Raw genomic sequence first — 14,852 nt, 5'->3', positions numbered from 1 at the left:
CCAGTATGCGGCACATCAGGCGCTCCCTGAAAAATCCAGGCTCTGCTCTCGCAGCTTTAACCCCTTAGCCTGTACGTAACTCGACCCTGTGTCCGCTATCATTCTATATCTGCCCACCCCGAAATCCGGTACCCTCCAAGTCCGGTACCCTCCAAGTCCCGCACCCGATACCGGCACTTGATTCGACCCCGCGTCAGGCATAAGTACTTCTTTATAGAACTGCACCGGGTGCCGGCACTTCTTCCGCCCTCACATCCCGGCCCAGGCCCAATCTCACATTTACTGTTTATTTCAACCCCGCACCTCGTTTTTCCTTCTTCAAAATTAAGAGAAGAGAAAGAAAACGCTCTGTGATATATAAAAGAACCCCCACCTGACAAAGTGAGGGTTCAAGACAGAGCCAAGAAGATCAGCGTCCTTACACGGGAGCATGCTCAAAGCCCACCCCGCCGGCGATCGCAGCCTCCGGCAAATCCTCCCCCGGCAGCGACTCCCCGTAAATGAGCATTTTCCGCAATTCCCCCACCATCCCGGGAACATTGATACGCATCGGGCAGCGCTCCACACAACGACCGCAACGCAAGCAAGTGTAGAGAAGAGGAGCCGCCACATCCAGGCCCCCCGACACGAACGCGGTCCAGATGGCACCGATTCCTCCCAAGTAGGTGTGACCGAAGTGTCCGGCCGTCACTTGAAAGACCGGGCATTCGTACATACAGCCGCCGCAGCGCAAGCAATGGAGGGCTTGGCTGAAACGCTCGTCCCCGGCCATAAGACTCCGCCCGTTGTCGACAAAAATAACGTAGAATTCTTTGGGCCCATGGGCGCCGTACGTGGTCACTTTCTCGATATCCCCCGTTTTGCTGGGCCCGCTGATGATATTGACATAGCCCGGAACCCCGTATTGGGCATAGCGCCAAGTGACCTCCGCCACTTTCATGGCCTCTTGAAATGTGGGTACTATTTTCTCCACCCCAACCATGAGCAGATGCACGGGCGGGGCCCCTGTGGAAAGGCGGACGTTTCCCTCATTTTCGATGATGACCATAGCCCCGGTGTCAGCCGCCACGACATTCGCCCCGCTGATGCCGACATCCGCGCTGAAATACTTCTCGCGCAAGAACTCCCTGACCGCCCCCACTTCCGCCGCAATGTCCGGCGGAACCTCTTTCTGAAAGAACTTGCTGAAAATGTCCGCCACCTGCTCCCGCGGCACGTGAATAGCCGGCGAAAGAATATGCATCGGGCGCTCTTTCTTCAGCTGCAAAATGAACTCGCCCAAATCAGTTTCCCAAACTTCATTGCCATGATCTTCCAAGTATTCCCTGAGGTGCAGTTCCTCCCCCAACATACTTTTGCCTTTGACAACCACCTTGCCCCGGCCGATGATCTCCAAAGCCAGCCGCAAAGCCTCCTCAGCATCCCTGGCATAAAAAGCTTTGCCTTTGTTGCGCTCTACCGAAGCCATAGCTTCCCGCAGCAGAGCCGCGTTATTTTGAATCGCTTGCGTCTTAATCTCTCGAACCTCAGCCGCCAACTCCGGCGTGTGCGGAAAGCGCCGCATCGTTTCATCCGTCGTGGCTCGGTAAGACTTCACCGCTCTGGACATGGCTTTCTGTATATTCTCATCCCGGCTGGCTTGATTGAGGTCCTTGGCATAGTCCGCGAAGGCCTTCGTCAGATCCGATTTCACGCCGCATACCCCCTAAACAAAAACTCAATCAGGTCCTCGACAGCCGTCTTATCACCCTTCTCCTGTCCGCCTGCCAAAGCCGCTAAGCAGTACGGGCAAGAGGTAAGGATGGTCTCGGCCCCCGTTTCCTCCAACTCGGCCACCCGGCGTGAACCCATAACGTGCGAGAGCTCCGGAAAGAGAAGTTTTCCCGGCCCCCCGCAGCAAGTCGTCCACTGGCGGTTGCGCTGCGCCTCGCGCACCGGTACTCCGGTTCCGGTCAAAATATCCCGGATTTCCTCGTCCACCTCAAGTTCGCGAGCCAGGCGGCAGGAATCATGAATGACGACCGCTGGGGACGAAATCGCCGGCAACTTGTTCCTTCGTTCCCAAACGAGTTCGACAAAAGTCCGTACTTCAACGGAAAACCCGGGCAGCATTTTCGGATACACCAGCTTCAGCACTTCCGCCGCATGGGGAGAAAGACAGACGACAGTCTTGGCCCGGGTCTTCTCGATCATCCGCCTGACTTTAGGCGCATATTCTTTAAGATCCTCCCCAAAACCCAGTTCGTAAAGCAAGGCTCCGCTGTAGAGTTCCTCATCTCCCGCGTAGGCCAGATCATAACCGAGCTGCTGCAGGACAAAGGCCGCCTTGTAACAAACGGAGTTGAACCGTTCCCGGTCTTTGGCCAAGACGGAGGCGTATATTTTTTCCGCATTCAAGCCCGCTTTGTCGAGGATATTTCTCACTCCCATCATCAGGGAAAAGCTCTTGCTCCCTTGGTCAATATGGGTCATGGTCTTGACCAGGGAATCGATAAAGGGCAGAAGCTGATACTCTCCGCCCGTATAAAAAAGGACGTCCCCTTCCTTGGGTAACTTGAGCCCCTTGGCCCAGGCCGCGACCTCTGAACCCTTGAGCGCCAAAGGGTTGCCGTACTTTACGATATTGCCGCGGATCAGGTCCAAGACCGGTGGCAGCTTGTTCTCGACCGCCATGCGCACCATCCTCCTCTTCCTTATCCCTTGTTCCTCTCCTTTGTGTCTTCCCTTATTCCTGGCCTTTCCCTTTTAATCTTTTCTCTTTTTCTCCTTGTACCGCTCTCCCCGGTCTCCATTCGTTTCCCTGTTGAGCTCGATAACCGCTTTTGCATCGGTTTCGAAGATCCTGACCCGGCCCTAAACGATCGCCCCTTTTTTCCCCGGCCGCACAACTTCTTCGGAGCATCGCGGCGAACGACATTCCGGTTGGGGCGCACGCCCCCCTTTATTTAATTAGAATTGAGCGGAAAAGTAAACGTATTCGGCTCATGTATTCTGTATTTTGCGCAAGTATTCAGGATCCACCCTCTTTTCGATTCTAAAACGCCGAACCAGACCGAAGGCATACCTTGCGTACCGAGCGCCGCGGCCTTTTCCCATACTTCCGACAAAAGGAATCTTCGCCGTACACCTAATACGAACTAAACATTTTGAAATACTACGATGGTAAAAAGGAGGTAAAATACCGCGGCCCAAGCCAGACGATAAGCCGAAAGTTTCCGCCGGCGCAAGGTGAACCAGAGAAAGAGAATCGAAAGGATCGTGAACAAACCCGCCATAGCCAAATATTTGTCAAAAAGCCAAGGGGTAAAGAGAATGCCCAAAGCGCTTGGCACAGTGGCCTGAATCATCATGGCCCCACTAATATTCGCCAAAGCCAGCCGTTCTTTCCCTTGCCTGACCCAAATCACTGCGTTGAGAATCTCCGGCAGTTCGGTCGCGACCGGACTCAGAAATAGGGCCACTACATGGGACGGCAGCCCGATTCTGGCGCTGAGGCTTTCCAAAGAATGAACGAAAATTTGCGAACCTGCGGCAATCAGCAAGAGCGACAACAGGGTTTGAAAGACGATCCAACCCGTTTCCGGCCGGGAAGAATGCGGACGAAAGCGCAACGGTTCCATCGTTTCCCCCTTGCCGCTTTCGCCCACCGGCTTCATCTCCGCATAAAAATAGAAAGCATAAGCCGCCAGAAATAAAAAACCGGTCAGGGCCTTGCCCGTAAAGGCGAAAAACCCTAAAGCCACCTTGAAGATAAAGATCGACAAGAACCATGCTTGGTCCCGCCCTAATTTACTGCCGCGCAGGTCCAAATCCCGCCCGCGGGCCCTCCTGCGGCTGAACCCCAGCAAACTCAAACCGACTACGGCATAGGCAATCGTGCTTAAGACCAAGGGCCCGCCCAAGGCTGCGCCCACTCCGATATCCTTCTGGTGAAGATTCCGGCCGAAAACCACGGCGATAAAGGTTACCACACTTTCCGGCAACGCCGTCCCCACCGCGGCCAAAACAGTGCCGACTGCGTTTTTGGCAATATTGAACCTTACTCCGGTCCACTCGATTCCATTGACAAACAGCTCACAGCTAAAATAGATCAAGAGAGCCGCCGCCAACAACACCGCAAAGATAGAGACCATAACTTTCCCCCATCCCCTTCATCCCGGAGTAAACTCCGCGCTTAGTCTCCCCCAAACTCCTCTTTTTCATAGTAATATAAAAGACCTTCAGCGCAGGTCCCCCTTGCGCCAAAAGTCTCGTTACGCCGCCGGCGAAACAGTGCCAGGCCCGTAAGCCAGTATGTTGACACTGTTTTTTAGAAACTACTCCCCTTCGGTGGTTCAACTATAACAAAAGGTCCGATTAATTGCAACACTGGTTCATGCCTGGCATGCAACGATCTTCAAGCAGTCATATGGCATAACTTTCCTTTTCGAATCACGCATCAACCTCATACATTCACCCCAGGAGACAAATACTAAAGTAACTCGTTCAGCTAAAGCTAAACATCACGCTAGTGTCCATCACGCCAGTGTCCTGTGGACACTTGCGCTTAGCACCACTCCCACTCATAGAAGTGGGAAGCCCACGATTAGATGAAGTTAGGAGGGATCAGAATGTCGGCAGATCAGCGCAAACAAAGTGCCCCGCAAGCTCCCGTCGAAAAACATGATACCGCTGCCTGGGCGAACATTAAAAAAACCAAAGCAGTTTCCAACGTCGCCATCCCCAGCGAGGACGATGTCGAGTATGCCAAAGAATGGGTCGATATGAATCAGAAATAGGATGCGCTATTTTTTCCTGAGCCCCTACCTCCGGATAGACGGCGGGTTTTTTGACCAGCGAGCTTTTTAACGGGCAGGAACGGAGCGAAATGGGTGACAGTAAACAGATACTGCCACCCATTTCGCTTGTCGCTAACAAATGAATGATTCGCGCGAATTTGTGCAATACTTGGAAGTAAGGGGAATATCTTAATTATCGGAAAGAGGTTGCTGTCTATGTCTATGTCTAGTTGCCGCTGTCGAGACTGCCAGGGACACTGCATCTGTCATCAGTGCGGTTTACAATGCACCTACTCAAAATATGACCTATGTCGTTATGAGGTGGCCCAGCGCCAGAAAGCGCATCCTCTCAGCCGGGTGGAAGACTTCTAGAGTTGAAAGGTGGTTTCAAGGCGCGTCTCCACGCCCTCCCGTCCGTCAAAAAAGGTCAGTCCTTTAATGACGATGGGCTGCACGGTCGCCGTTTTTAGCAAGATACACCGGCTCACCGGTAGACCTGCACAAATCCGCTATCTCATTATAGTTCTGCCGGATGCTTGCGGACGGTTTAATCAGTAGGGTATCAGCTCCTTATAGTAACATTCTAATAATATTAGAGCTCTATTATGCTATGGAGTCAACCGCTTTGGTCAGGACCTTTCACTTCTTGCGGCCGTCTTATTCCCGACGTTATTTTCAAATAGTAGTTGTAATCCTTCCCACGTGGGGGCGGTGTACCGGAGACTATCGCCTTCGCCGAGAGGTATCCTTTCGGGATAAAGGGCTGTGGTGAAAGCCTCCAATGGAGGCTTTCACCACATTGTCCCCCTCTTTAATAGATAGAACATCAAGTGAACTACCCCGGGTACCGGGCAAGTATAGAACGGATGTCCTCCGCCGAACCGGCCATATAATCGGGGTGAGCCGCTTGGAGCAGCTCCGGCGGATCGTGGCCCCAGTCCACGCAGATTATTTTAACCCCCGCTTTTTGGCAGGCCTCGATGTCTCTCACTTCATCCCCGACATAGACCGCTTCCTCCCGCCTCAAATGATAAACGCGAAGTAATGTCTTGATGGCTTTATCCTTGCCCCAAAGATGGGCCGGACTGAGAACGGTCCCGAGCACGTCCAGCCGCTTGCTCCGGAAATAGTCCCGGATATTGCTTTCCGAGTTTGAGGAAATGATGGCCACAGAATGGCCTTTGCCCTTGAGCTCGAGCAGCAGTTCCCGCATACCGGGAAACATCTCAATGTAGGACAGAGAATGTTCATATTCCTTTTTCATATCGGCTATGAGACCCGGAAGTTTGATGAGAGAGATGTTCAGTGCCTTTAAACGTTCAAGAAGCGGCAACTTCCACAGGCTCTCCAGATCCTCAATCTTTCTCGTCTTGAATTTTTCCGCCAGCCGGTTATAAAGGGTGATGCCCACGTCTTTAGAATCGACCAGGGTTCCGTCGAAATCAAAGATCGCAAGTTTAAACATAAAACCCCCTGTTCTCATCCACCTTAAAAACTATTAAAGCGTGGCCAGCCTGCCATGTCCCCGGAAGCTTTACTACCGGTTTAAAATCCTTTCACTGAGCCGAAGCCTATCTAGCGTCTGCGAGCGCTGTCCATCAAGAGTCTAAGGTATCTCACGCTGTCAGTCATGCGCACTGCGGCTGGGCCAAAAGCGATAATCGCCGAGCGGCCCTCCGGTTCGATATGCCGGCCCTTTTGCGTTCATCTTACTCCCGGACGGCCATCGAATACAAGATTTTCAAGCGGCTCAGGGCAATATTCCGCAGACTGCTTTGCCTAAATGACCAAACACCGGTTGCTGAACTCCACGGTAACCGGTATTTTCTACGTTGGCGGTGCACCCTCTTGGTGGTCCCAGCTCCCCGCCTAAACGCTTCCCTGCTTCCCTATTCGCCCAGTATAATCGTCCGGTCATAGGCGACGCGATTTATATTTCCATGGCGCGGCTCCACACGGTTCAAAGCGGTGCCGGAGCAGGCTTCGGCACCTTTAGAAACATCCGGCATCTTTTTTACCACCCGCTTCACGCTCTCCGGTTTGGCGCTCTCCGGTTTGGCGTTTTCCGCTTTTCGCGCTTTCTGATACCGGTCGATTTGATACCTTAGTTCACGCCGTCCCCGGCGGGGATTGATTAGCGCGACCTTGCGCGTGGGCCGAATCGGGCTAATAGCTTTAACTTCTCCAATTCGTTCATCTTCGTCCATTGATTTTTCCACCCCGTCCCCGATATCCATTTAGAAACACCAGCCGCTCTCTGAGTCCATTTTCGCGCTTCCCGCGCTTTTGCGCAATGGGCCGTAAAGAAATAGATACAGTTCAATTCAGCTCGGCACTCGCCTTAACCGGAAACTTTCTGGGACCTTTTGGCGTTTATTCTGAACCCAGTATCTGGATGCTTGCCTACACCGGACTCTATATTCTTTGCTTTCTCCTGGCAGCCATTAGGCGCTTCAACCGGCGCGACATCTGATTTTTCGCAGTCTCATCAGACCTGAAGCTATTTCATGACGCGACTTGAATTTGGGGCCCCGCCAACATTTTAACGGAAATTTGCGCTAAGACATATTTCGGGAGTGAAAAGCCGGTTTTCCTTACGCTAAGGATCACCGGCTTTTTTGTGTCCTAAAGCTGCATCACGCTTCGGGGTCTCACCTGTTTCGGGAACCGCAAATCTTTCCTGAGCCGCTCCCTTTTCCCGGAAAAAAAGAGCTTTCCGGGCTAACCTTCTTTGGGCACTAATCCTCCACAGCCTGATCGGGTCCAACCTTGGCAACATCCGGCACAAGCCGACAAACCCAGAAGGAGTTTCGGCACATCCCGGAGAACTCATTTATCATGGATCATGTTCAGAAGGGATGTGGCTCGTGTTGGACCAGCCGAAACAACCCACGCCTTTTAATATGCCCGATCTGGAACGTTTTGTGCTCTTTCGTAATCTGCCTTCTGCCCTATTGAATACTTGGAAACCCCGCTTCATTAGGCAGCAATTCCACAAGCGACAACCCCTGGTGTTTCCTTCCGGCAGTCCGGATGTGATCTTTTTCGTACATTCCGGCAAGGTAAAAGTCTCCTATTATTCTGAAGACGGAAAAGAATTCACGGTGGCCATCCTCTCATCCGGGGATGTCTATAGTGAACATTCTCTGGCCCTAGCTACGGCTGTGGAAGACACAGAAGTATTCTACCTGGGCATGCGGGAATTCCAAAGGATGCTGGACGAATCTCCGGAATTAGCCCGTCGACTCATTCGAGTCCTAGGGCAGATTCTGCGTGTAACCAATGACTTGATCTTCGATCTCGCTTTTCGCGAGGCTGCCTCACGTCTGGCCAGGGTCATGGAGCGAGCTATTCAAAGCGAACGTAACTTCGGTACGTTGTCAACCTACAACACGTCACTCCCTTCGCTTCCATCCTACCGTGTTTGTTTTACGCATGAAGACTTGGCCGCAATGAGCGGAATAACCCGCCAAACAGTCAATGAAATTTTACGCCGTTGGGAACGGCAGGGCATCCTGACTTTGCAGAGAGGAGAAGTCCACATTCTGGATCTGAAGCTATTGTGTGACAAAATTGATGTCTGAATTCTCGAACCGGCTTTTTGAACAAAATCCGGCTGTTCAGTGAAAATATCTCGTTTATGTCGGGAAGCTGACATAATTTAGCTGAATCTTCCGATATCCTGAATTTAGAGTATACTCATCATCCATCTGGATAGGAGGGATAACGTGAAACAGTTACTCGTGCGTTCAGAGTACTGCCTGGGATGCAAGAGTTGTGAACTAGCCTGTGCCGTGGCACACTCTCCCGGCAAAACCTTGTTCACCGCCATTTTTGACGCTCAGACTCCCCAAAAACGCGTCTTTGTTGAAACAAACGGAGACCTCAACTTCCCGCTGCAGTGCCGCCAATGCTCAGACACACCCTGTATTCAAGCCTGCATGTCCGGAGCCATGCACAAAGATCCTACCACCGGCTTAGTACAAGTAAACCCTGAAAAATGCGTCGGATGCTGGATGTGTGTCATGGTCTGTCCCTTTGGAGCGATCACAGAGAGTCCGCTGCATACAGCGCTAAAGTGCGATCGTTGCCGTGAATTGGATTACGAACCTGCCTGTGCAGCCGCTTGTCCGACGAAAGCACTTCAATGGATCGAAGTCGACCGCTTCGCAACCGCCGGACGTCGTTCTTGGCTTGATCATTTAAAGGAGGCGAATATCCATGCTTAAAGCCAAAACCATCGACCCTGCAGCCTTGGAATTACTCAAGAAGGCCGCGACAGATGGAATCGAAACCGTCTGGGATCGTTATGAGGCTCAACAACCGCAATGTGGGTTTGGCACATTGGGAATCTGTTGCCGCCATTGTCTTCAGGGACCTTGCCGGATCGATCCGTTTGGTAACGGACCCAAAGCGGGGATTTGTGGAACAACCGCTGATGTCATCGTCGCCCGCAACCTTCTGCGCCAAGTTGCGGGTGGAGCCGCCGCTCACGTGGACCACGCCTACGAGGCCGTCGAAGCTCTGGAACTTGCTGCCGAGGACAAAATTAATTATTCGATCGCGGGTGAAGATAAACTTCGCCAGATTGCAACCGCCCTCGGTTTGGAAACCCCAAGCAAAGATACAAAGGCTTTGGCTCTTGAAGTCGTTCGTGTCGCCTATGCGGATATGTCGAACCATAGCCGGCAGCCTCTGCAGTGGCTTCTGGCCAACGCGCCTAAAGAGCGGATCGCCGTATGGCAAAGCTTGGGCATTCTCCCCCGTAACCCAGATCGCGAAATTCGGGAAGCGATGCACCAAACAACCATGGGCATGGATGCGGATCCGGTTAATCTCGTGTTGGCTACCGCTAAACAAGGACTTGTGGATGGATACGCCGGTCTGAAGTTAGCAACAGACATGCAGGATATTCTCTTTGGCATCCCATCCCCAGTCGTGACTGAGGCTAATTTGGGTGTTCTGAAGTCTGATTCCGTTAATCTGATCGTTCACGGACACGTTCCGCTGCTCTCGGAAAAGATCGTCTATTGGGCTAAGAAACTGTCTGCAGAAGCAGAAGCTGTCGGAGCCCAGTCAATCCATGTGGCAGGTATCTGCTGCAGCGGCAATGAAGTTCTCATGCGTCAAGGTATTCCCCTCGCTACCAATTTTCTCGCTCAGGAACTGGCTATTGTCACAGGAGCCGTTGATGTTATGGTTGTGGACGTGCAATGCATCATGCCCTCACTGGCTCAAGTCGCCTCGTGCTACCATACTGAATTGATCACCACGATGCCTATTGTGAAAATTCCGGGAGCGACTCATATTCCTTTCACTCTGGAGAATGCGGATGAAACCGCGCAGACAATTGTTCGCAAAGCGATTGCCGCTTATAAGAAGCGGGATCCCCGTAAAGTCCGCATCCCTGATCAGCGAACAACGATCATGGCCGGATTTAGCGTCGAAGCCATCACTGCTGCGTTAGCCCAGCTTAATCCCCAACAGCCTTTAAAACCCTTAGTGGATAACATCGCCAATGGCAACATTTTCGGAGTTGTAGCCACCGTTGGCTGCAACAATGTCAAGGTCACTCAAGACAGCTTTCATGTGGAAATGGTAAAAGAACTCGTAAGAAACAATATCCTCGTCGCAGCCACAGGCTGTTCGGCACATGCCTTAGCTAAATTTGGCTTAATGAACTCCGAAGGAACCGAACGTTTTGCCGGAGACAATTTAAAATCCGTCCTGACTGCTCTGGGGCATGCAGCAGGCTTGGGTGCGCCTCTGCCCCCCGTCCTGCACATGGGCAGCTGTGTAGACAACTCGCGCATCGGAGATCTGGTCACCGCAATAGCCCGCTATCTCGGAGTCGATACGGCAGCCCTCCCCGTCGCCGCCAGCGCCCCTGAACCGCAACACGAAAAAGCCCTCAGCATCGGAACTTGGGCAGTGACGATGGGCCTTACCACACATCTCGGTGTCGTGCCCCCCGTTTTAGGCAGCAAATCTGTTACCGAACTGCTCACGCAAGGGCTCACCGAAGTTATTGGAGGCAAATTCTATGTCGAAACCGATCCCATTTTAGCGGCTCAGGGTCTGATCGCCGATATTCGCGCCAAACGGAAAGCGCTGGGTTTAACCATTTGAACCGTATGGGGGAGTCGCTTAATGAATTACGTATTGGTGGGTAACAGTGCCGCAAGCCTCTTCGCTGCCGAAGCAATCCGGCAGCAGGATACCCGCTCTGAAATCACAGTCCTCACAGCAGATACGTATCCCTTCTATTCTCGCTGCCTAACCACATATTTCCTGGCCGGAGATATCTCGCAATCTCAACTCGCACTGCGCCACGTCCATACTCTGCAAGCACTTCAATTGACAGTGCACTACCATTGCCCTGTCACCGGTCTGGAGCCCCGTAAACGGGTTTTATTCACGGCAGCGGGAGAATATTACCGTTATGATAAGTGCCTTATTGCCACCGGAGCCTCCGCCGTTTCTCTTCCCGTGCCGGGCAGCAACCTTCCCGAAGTATTCACGTTAAGACACTTGGAAGATGCACTGCGAATCAAAAAACATCTCGAACCAAACCGCCGTGCCGTAATCATCGGGGGAGGCTTAGTCAGCCTCAAATCAGCCTATGCCCTGCTCAAACAAGGACTTCGGGTCACCGTCATCATTTCCTCAGGGCAAATTCTCTCACAGATGCTGAACCCGGAAGCGGCCGACCTCCTACAAGCCCATTTAACAAGCCACGGCCTTACATTTCAATTCAACCAAGATGTGGGGGCGATCGAGGGCTCAGAACACGTCCACTCCGTACACCTCCGTAACGGAGAGACCTTGCCTGCCGACATTGTCATCGTCGGCAAGGGTGTTCTCCCCAATACTCAGCCCTTCTCTTCATCCGGCCTGGCCATTCGGAAAGGAATCCCGGTCAACGAACACCTGGAAACAAATCTTGCTGACGTTTATGCGGCCGGGGATGTTGCCGAAGCCTGGGATCGCATTCACCAAATCCAGCGTCTGAACCCGATTTGGCCCAACGCTACCACCCAGGGCCGTATAGCCGGGGCCAATATGGCTGGACATCACTTAACCTATTCGGGGTCGATGGGAATGAATGCGGTAGACTTTTTTGGTCTTCGTATTATTTCCGCCGGGATGATCAGACCCCCGTCCGCCCCTCCTTGGCATCACAAAGACACTCTTTCGCGCAGCACAACAGGCCATCCGCACTACCAACGTTTGGTCTGGAAGAATGACGAGCTGAAAGGTTTCGTTCTCGTCGGCAACACCGAGCGAGCCGGTGTCCTCACGGCCTTGATCCAGTCAGAGCGGCCACTGTCTCAGACCGTTCAACAAGAGCTTCAAAACGGAAAACGCAGCCGCGTATTTTGATGCCATGTGACCATCCGGATTCGACTTGGCAGCCATTCATCCGGGGTCTCGAGCAGCCGCCGTGCGTCCGCCGGCTTGAAGTAGTTTGTCCAACCCCGGATGATTTGATTGAGTTTTCCCTTTCTCTCCTCGACTCCCATCCCGTTGCTTCTCGGATCTTCTTCTTGAGTTTCTGAATGTGAAATGCGGAAACATACTTTTTTTACAGATCGCTGTACTGGCACCAAGGGACTTTTCCACCCCATCTTGTACAGCTGAGCGCAAAACTAACCGACAAACAAATTGACAGTTAAGTTTTTCTTCCTTATAATGGATAATGGGAGTGAAGTGTGGTGAGGAGCTGGTCTTATGCCGATCCCGCAATCTAACAAGAAGTATAATTACGCGGACTATTTAAACTGGCCAAAGGGTGAAAGATGGGAAATAATCGACGGCGTACCCTACATGCAATCGGCCCCAACTTGGCAACACCAGGCGGTCTCCGGTAACATCTTTGCCCAATTTCATGGTTATCTCAAAGATAAACCCTGCCGGGTCTTTGCCGCACCCTTTGATGTTTGTATACCTGAAGCAGACGAAAGCGACGAGGACATCTCCAATGTTATATCCCAGCCGGATATCGCGATCGTCTGCGACCAGGGCAAGTTGAGAAAAACGGGTTATTTTGGCATACCCCTAATTATTGTCGAAATCGTTTCACCCTCGACGGCAAAAAATGATAAGCTTACAAAGTTTAATGCTTTTGAAAAAGCCGGTGTCAGAGAATACTGGCTAGTCGAACCTGAGATTATGCTCGTGAACGTCTTTGTCTTGCAGGAAAACAAGAGGTACGGCAGACCGGAAATCTACTCGAACGAGGATAAGATAAAAGTGAACTCCTTCCCAGATTTTGAGGTTGACCTCGCGGCTGTTTTTGCCAACCTTTGAGAGAAACCAACGAGGTCTCCTAAATAACAGTATATTTAGGAGATCTCGCATCGTTAAGACAGCACAGCCCTCACTATCTCGACCGCTGCGCCCGCGTCGGCTGCATAGCCGTCCGCCCCGATCTCATCCGCGAAACGAGGGCTTACCGGTACCCTGCCGATCATGGTCTTCAACCTATCCAAGCAAATTCGACCCCTTCCTTGTCGTCAATCACATCAAACTCATGATGATCTGAGGTTGCGTTGGGGGATGGGAACGCCGAATGTGGAAATCAAGCGATCACACCGGTTGTCATTCGGGTTCGGCCTCCCCGTTGCCAAAAATGATCCTCTGACTGCTGCTCCTGTAGAGGTCACCCACACTTTTTAGCAGTAAGAAGGGCATTGTAAACAGGAGCACGATGATCTGAAATGCACTGTAGCCATCTTGTTCCTTAAACCCCACATTATGGCATAACGTTTTTAGCTTGAAGGTTTTCATCACATCCACTATAATAGTGTCAATCGAATTGGCAGTTGAACTAATCCAGCAAACAGGTGGTCAAAATTTATAAAGAACTTATTGGCACTATGCCCTTAACTCCAAAGATTTGGCCGGAAGACCCTACTCCTTCCGAGATTATGAACTGTCAGAAGTGTGAACTATCCCAACAGCGTTCAAGAATAATATGGGGCGAGGGCAATCCGAATGCCCAGATATTTGTCCTACTTGATAACCCCGGTGTCAGGGAAGATAAATCTGGTGAACCATTTATTTGTGGCACAAGACAGACCCTTTATTTGGCTGCGGCCAACGTAGGGCTGGGAAACAACGATCTCTACGTTACCTATGTCCTTCGCTGCCGCCCTGTGCGAAAATATAATAAGGTAGAGGCCCGGTCAACATGTATCAAATATCTACAAGAGAAGCTAACATCCAAAACTCCCCGACTTGTTGTGTGTTTAGGAGATGTCGCTACTCAATCGTTCCTTGAGAATTCAGATGCCCAGGTCAAGTCGCTCCGCGGAAAAATAAGTTTCCACAACGGCGTTGCTACCGCGTTTTCTTATCACCCTTTGGCAGTACGAAGAAGACCAGTTCTTTTCAGGCTATTTCAAGAGGATTGGCGATTAATAGCTTCCTTTTATCACGAGGAAGTATTGTCGAATTGAGGGAACAGGTATTCGTCTTGAAATGCCTTCGTCTTTCAATAGATGTTCCTTCTTTAGCCGCCGACGCCTATTTCGAGACGTGATTCTGACTGATTGCCTTGTCAAAAGCATTGACCTGGTTTTGATTCAGTGTTCCGTTGGATACCAGCGGCGCCAGGATCTGGTTCTGGCCGGAATTTTGCTGCTCCGAGCCCCCCTTAATCCGCAAAGATCCGTTGGCCAAAGCTTGAGAGTAAGCCTGGGCCACCTTATCTGCCTGATCCTGGGTGATGGTTCCGGCAGCTACCAGTCCCGCCAGTGCTTTCTTAATATTTTCCAGGCGAGAACCATTAGTCTGGCCGGACTGTCCCGGTTGCCCTGCTGCGTTGCCGGTGCCACTCTCCGGAGCGCTGCCGGTCTGCCCTCCGCCCGTTGGATTAGCCGAGGCGCTGCTACTGGCAATCGGTTGTGATTGGCCGGCACATCCGGCAAGCGCCAAGGCCAGCATCACTACCAGCAAGGCTTGCAGTATGTACTTTCTCTTGAACATAGGGGCACCTTCCTTTCGCTGGATGCAAAATCTTTTCTTCCATCTACAGTTTGTAAGTAAAAATAGAAATATTTGTTTGATCTA

Annotated in this window: 15 protein-coding genes and 1 pseudogene; 7 read left to right on the top strand and 9 right to left on the bottom strand. The window is 51.8% G+C overall.

What is annotated here, in order from left to right; translation table 11 throughout:
- Positions 1-418: 418 nt before the first annotated feature.
- From MNU25_RS05680 to MNU25_RS05670, 3 genes are all read right to left on the bottom strand, one after another.
- Positions 419-1,693 (bottom strand): LUD domain-containing protein, encoded by a 1,275-nt coding sequence (locus MNU25_RS05680; RefSeq protein ID WP_372503578.1) that lies wholly within the window; start codon positions 1,691-1,693, stop codon positions 419-421.
- Complete coding sequence (locus MNU25_RS05675) at positions 1,690-2,673, bottom strand: (Fe-S)-binding protein (protein ID WP_240984180.1); 984 nt, start codon at positions 2,671-2,673, stop codon at positions 1,690-1,692. The genes MNU25_RS05680 and MNU25_RS05675 overlap by 4 nt, the downstream gene beginning before the upstream one ends.
- Positions 2,674-3,137: 464 nt before the next feature.
- Entirely contained in the window at positions 3,138-4,133 is a 996-nt protein-coding gene (locus tag MNU25_RS05670) for a sodium:calcium antiporter (protein ID WP_240984179.1), read from the bottom strand.
- 477 nt (positions 4,134-4,610) lie between these two features.
- Here MNU25_RS05670 and MNU25_RS05665 point away from each other — a divergent pair, with 477 nt between their 5' ends.
- Positions 4,611-4,778, top strand: coding sequence for a CDIF630_02480 family spore surface protein (locus tag MNU25_RS05665; RefSeq protein ID WP_240984178.1), 168 nt, complete (start codon positions 4,611-4,613; stop codon positions 4,776-4,778).
- Between the two features lie 456 nt (positions 4,779-5,234).
- On the opposite strand, the pseudogene MNU25_RS05660 reads toward MNU25_RS05665, so the two are convergent.
- The 3 genes and pseudogenes from MNU25_RS05660 to MNU25_RS05650 all read right to left on the bottom strand — a co-directional run.
- Positions 5,235-5,333, bottom strand: a pseudogene (locus MNU25_RS05660) (prevent-host-death protein); the annotation flags it as partial.
- A 280-nt stretch (positions 5,334-5,613) separates the two neighbouring features.
- On the bottom strand, positions 5,614-6,243 hold the full coding sequence (locus tag MNU25_RS05655; protein ID WP_240984177.1) for an HAD hydrolase-like protein: 630 nt from the start codon (positions 6,241-6,243) through the stop codon (positions 5,614-5,616).
- A gap of 424 nt (positions 6,244-6,667) precedes the next feature.
- On the bottom strand, positions 6,668-6,985 hold the full coding sequence (locus tag MNU25_RS05650) for a hypothetical protein (protein ID WP_240984176.1): 318 nt from the start codon (positions 6,983-6,985) through the stop codon (positions 6,668-6,670).
- 660 nt (positions 6,986-7,645) lie between these two features.
- Between MNU25_RS05650 and MNU25_RS05645 the strand changes: the two genes are divergently transcribed.
- From MNU25_RS05645 to MNU25_RS05630, 4 genes are all read left to right on the top strand, one after another.
- Positions 7,646-8,362 carry a Crp/Fnr family transcriptional regulator gene (locus tag MNU25_RS05645; RefSeq protein ID WP_240984175.1) on the top strand — a complete coding sequence of 239 codons (717 nt, stop codon included), beginning with the start codon at positions 7,646-7,648 and terminating at the stop codon, positions 8,360-8,362.
- A 144-nt stretch (positions 8,363-8,506) separates the two neighbouring features.
- The gene (locus MNU25_RS05640) at positions 8,507-9,007 is read left to right on the top strand and encodes a 4Fe-4S dicluster domain-containing protein (protein WP_240984174.1); all 501 of its coding nucleotides are present in this window, start codon (positions 8,507-8,509) and stop codon (positions 9,005-9,007) included.
- On the top strand, positions 9,000-10,907 hold the full coding sequence (gene cooS / locus MNU25_RS05635; protein ID WP_240984173.1) for an anaerobic carbon-monoxide dehydrogenase catalytic subunit: 1,908 nt from the start codon (positions 9,000-9,002) through the stop codon (positions 10,905-10,907). Before MNU25_RS05640 ends, cooS begins: the two co-directional genes overlap by 8 nt.
- A 21-nt stretch (positions 10,908-10,928) precedes the next feature.
- On the top strand, positions 10,929-12,161 hold the full coding sequence (locus MNU25_RS05630) for an NAD(P)/FAD-dependent oxidoreductase (RefSeq protein ID WP_240984172.1): 1,233 nt from the start codon (positions 10,929-10,931) through the stop codon (positions 12,159-12,161).
- Here MNU25_RS05630 and MNU25_RS05625 read toward each other — a convergent pair.
- Positions 12,131-12,301: a group II intron maturase-specific domain-containing protein gene (locus tag MNU25_RS05625; RefSeq protein WP_240984171.1), complete on the bottom strand. Its 171-nt coding sequence runs from the start codon at positions 12,299-12,301 to the stop codon at positions 12,131-12,133. The genes MNU25_RS05630 and MNU25_RS05625 overlap by 31 nt on opposite strands.
- A gap of 208 nt (positions 12,302-12,509) precedes the next feature.
- Between MNU25_RS05625 and MNU25_RS05620 the strand changes: the two genes are divergently transcribed.
- Complete coding sequence (locus tag MNU25_RS05620; RefSeq protein ID WP_240984170.1) at positions 12,510-13,088, top strand: Uma2 family endonuclease; 579 nt, start codon at positions 12,510-12,512, stop codon at positions 13,086-13,088.
- Between the two features lie 53 nt (positions 13,089-13,141).
- Here the strand turns inward: MNU25_RS05620 and MNU25_RS20090 are convergent, their stop codons facing one another.
- Positions 13,142-13,270 carry a hypothetical protein gene (locus MNU25_RS20090; RefSeq protein ID WP_261486365.1) on the bottom strand — a complete coding sequence of 43 codons (129 nt, stop codon included), beginning with the start codon at positions 13,268-13,270 and terminating at the stop codon, positions 13,142-13,144.
- Between the two features lie 387 nt (positions 13,271-13,657).
- On the opposite strand from MNU25_RS20090, the gene MNU25_RS05615 reads away from it, so the two are divergent.
- Positions 13,658-14,239: a uracil-DNA glycosylase gene (locus MNU25_RS05615; protein ID WP_306425031.1), complete on the top strand. Its 582-nt coding sequence runs from the start codon at positions 13,658-13,660 to the stop codon at positions 14,237-14,239.
- 67 nt (positions 14,240-14,306) lie between these two features.
- Here the strand turns inward: MNU25_RS05615 and MNU25_RS05610 are convergent, their stop codons facing one another.
- Complete coding sequence (locus tag MNU25_RS05610) at positions 14,307-14,768, bottom strand: hypothetical protein (protein ID WP_240984169.1); 462 nt, start codon at positions 14,766-14,768, stop codon at positions 14,307-14,309.
- Positions 14,769-14,852 lie beyond the last annotated feature (84 nt).

Source organism: Acididesulfobacillus acetoxydans (assembly GCF_902729405.1).
Classification (GTDB): Bacteria; Bacillota; Desulfitobacteriia; order Desulfitobacteriales; family Desulfitobacteriaceae; genus Acididesulfobacillus; species Acididesulfobacillus acetoxydans.
The sequence above is the reverse complement of the archived record's forward strand: the minus strand, read 5'-3'. Positions and strand labels throughout refer to the sequence as shown.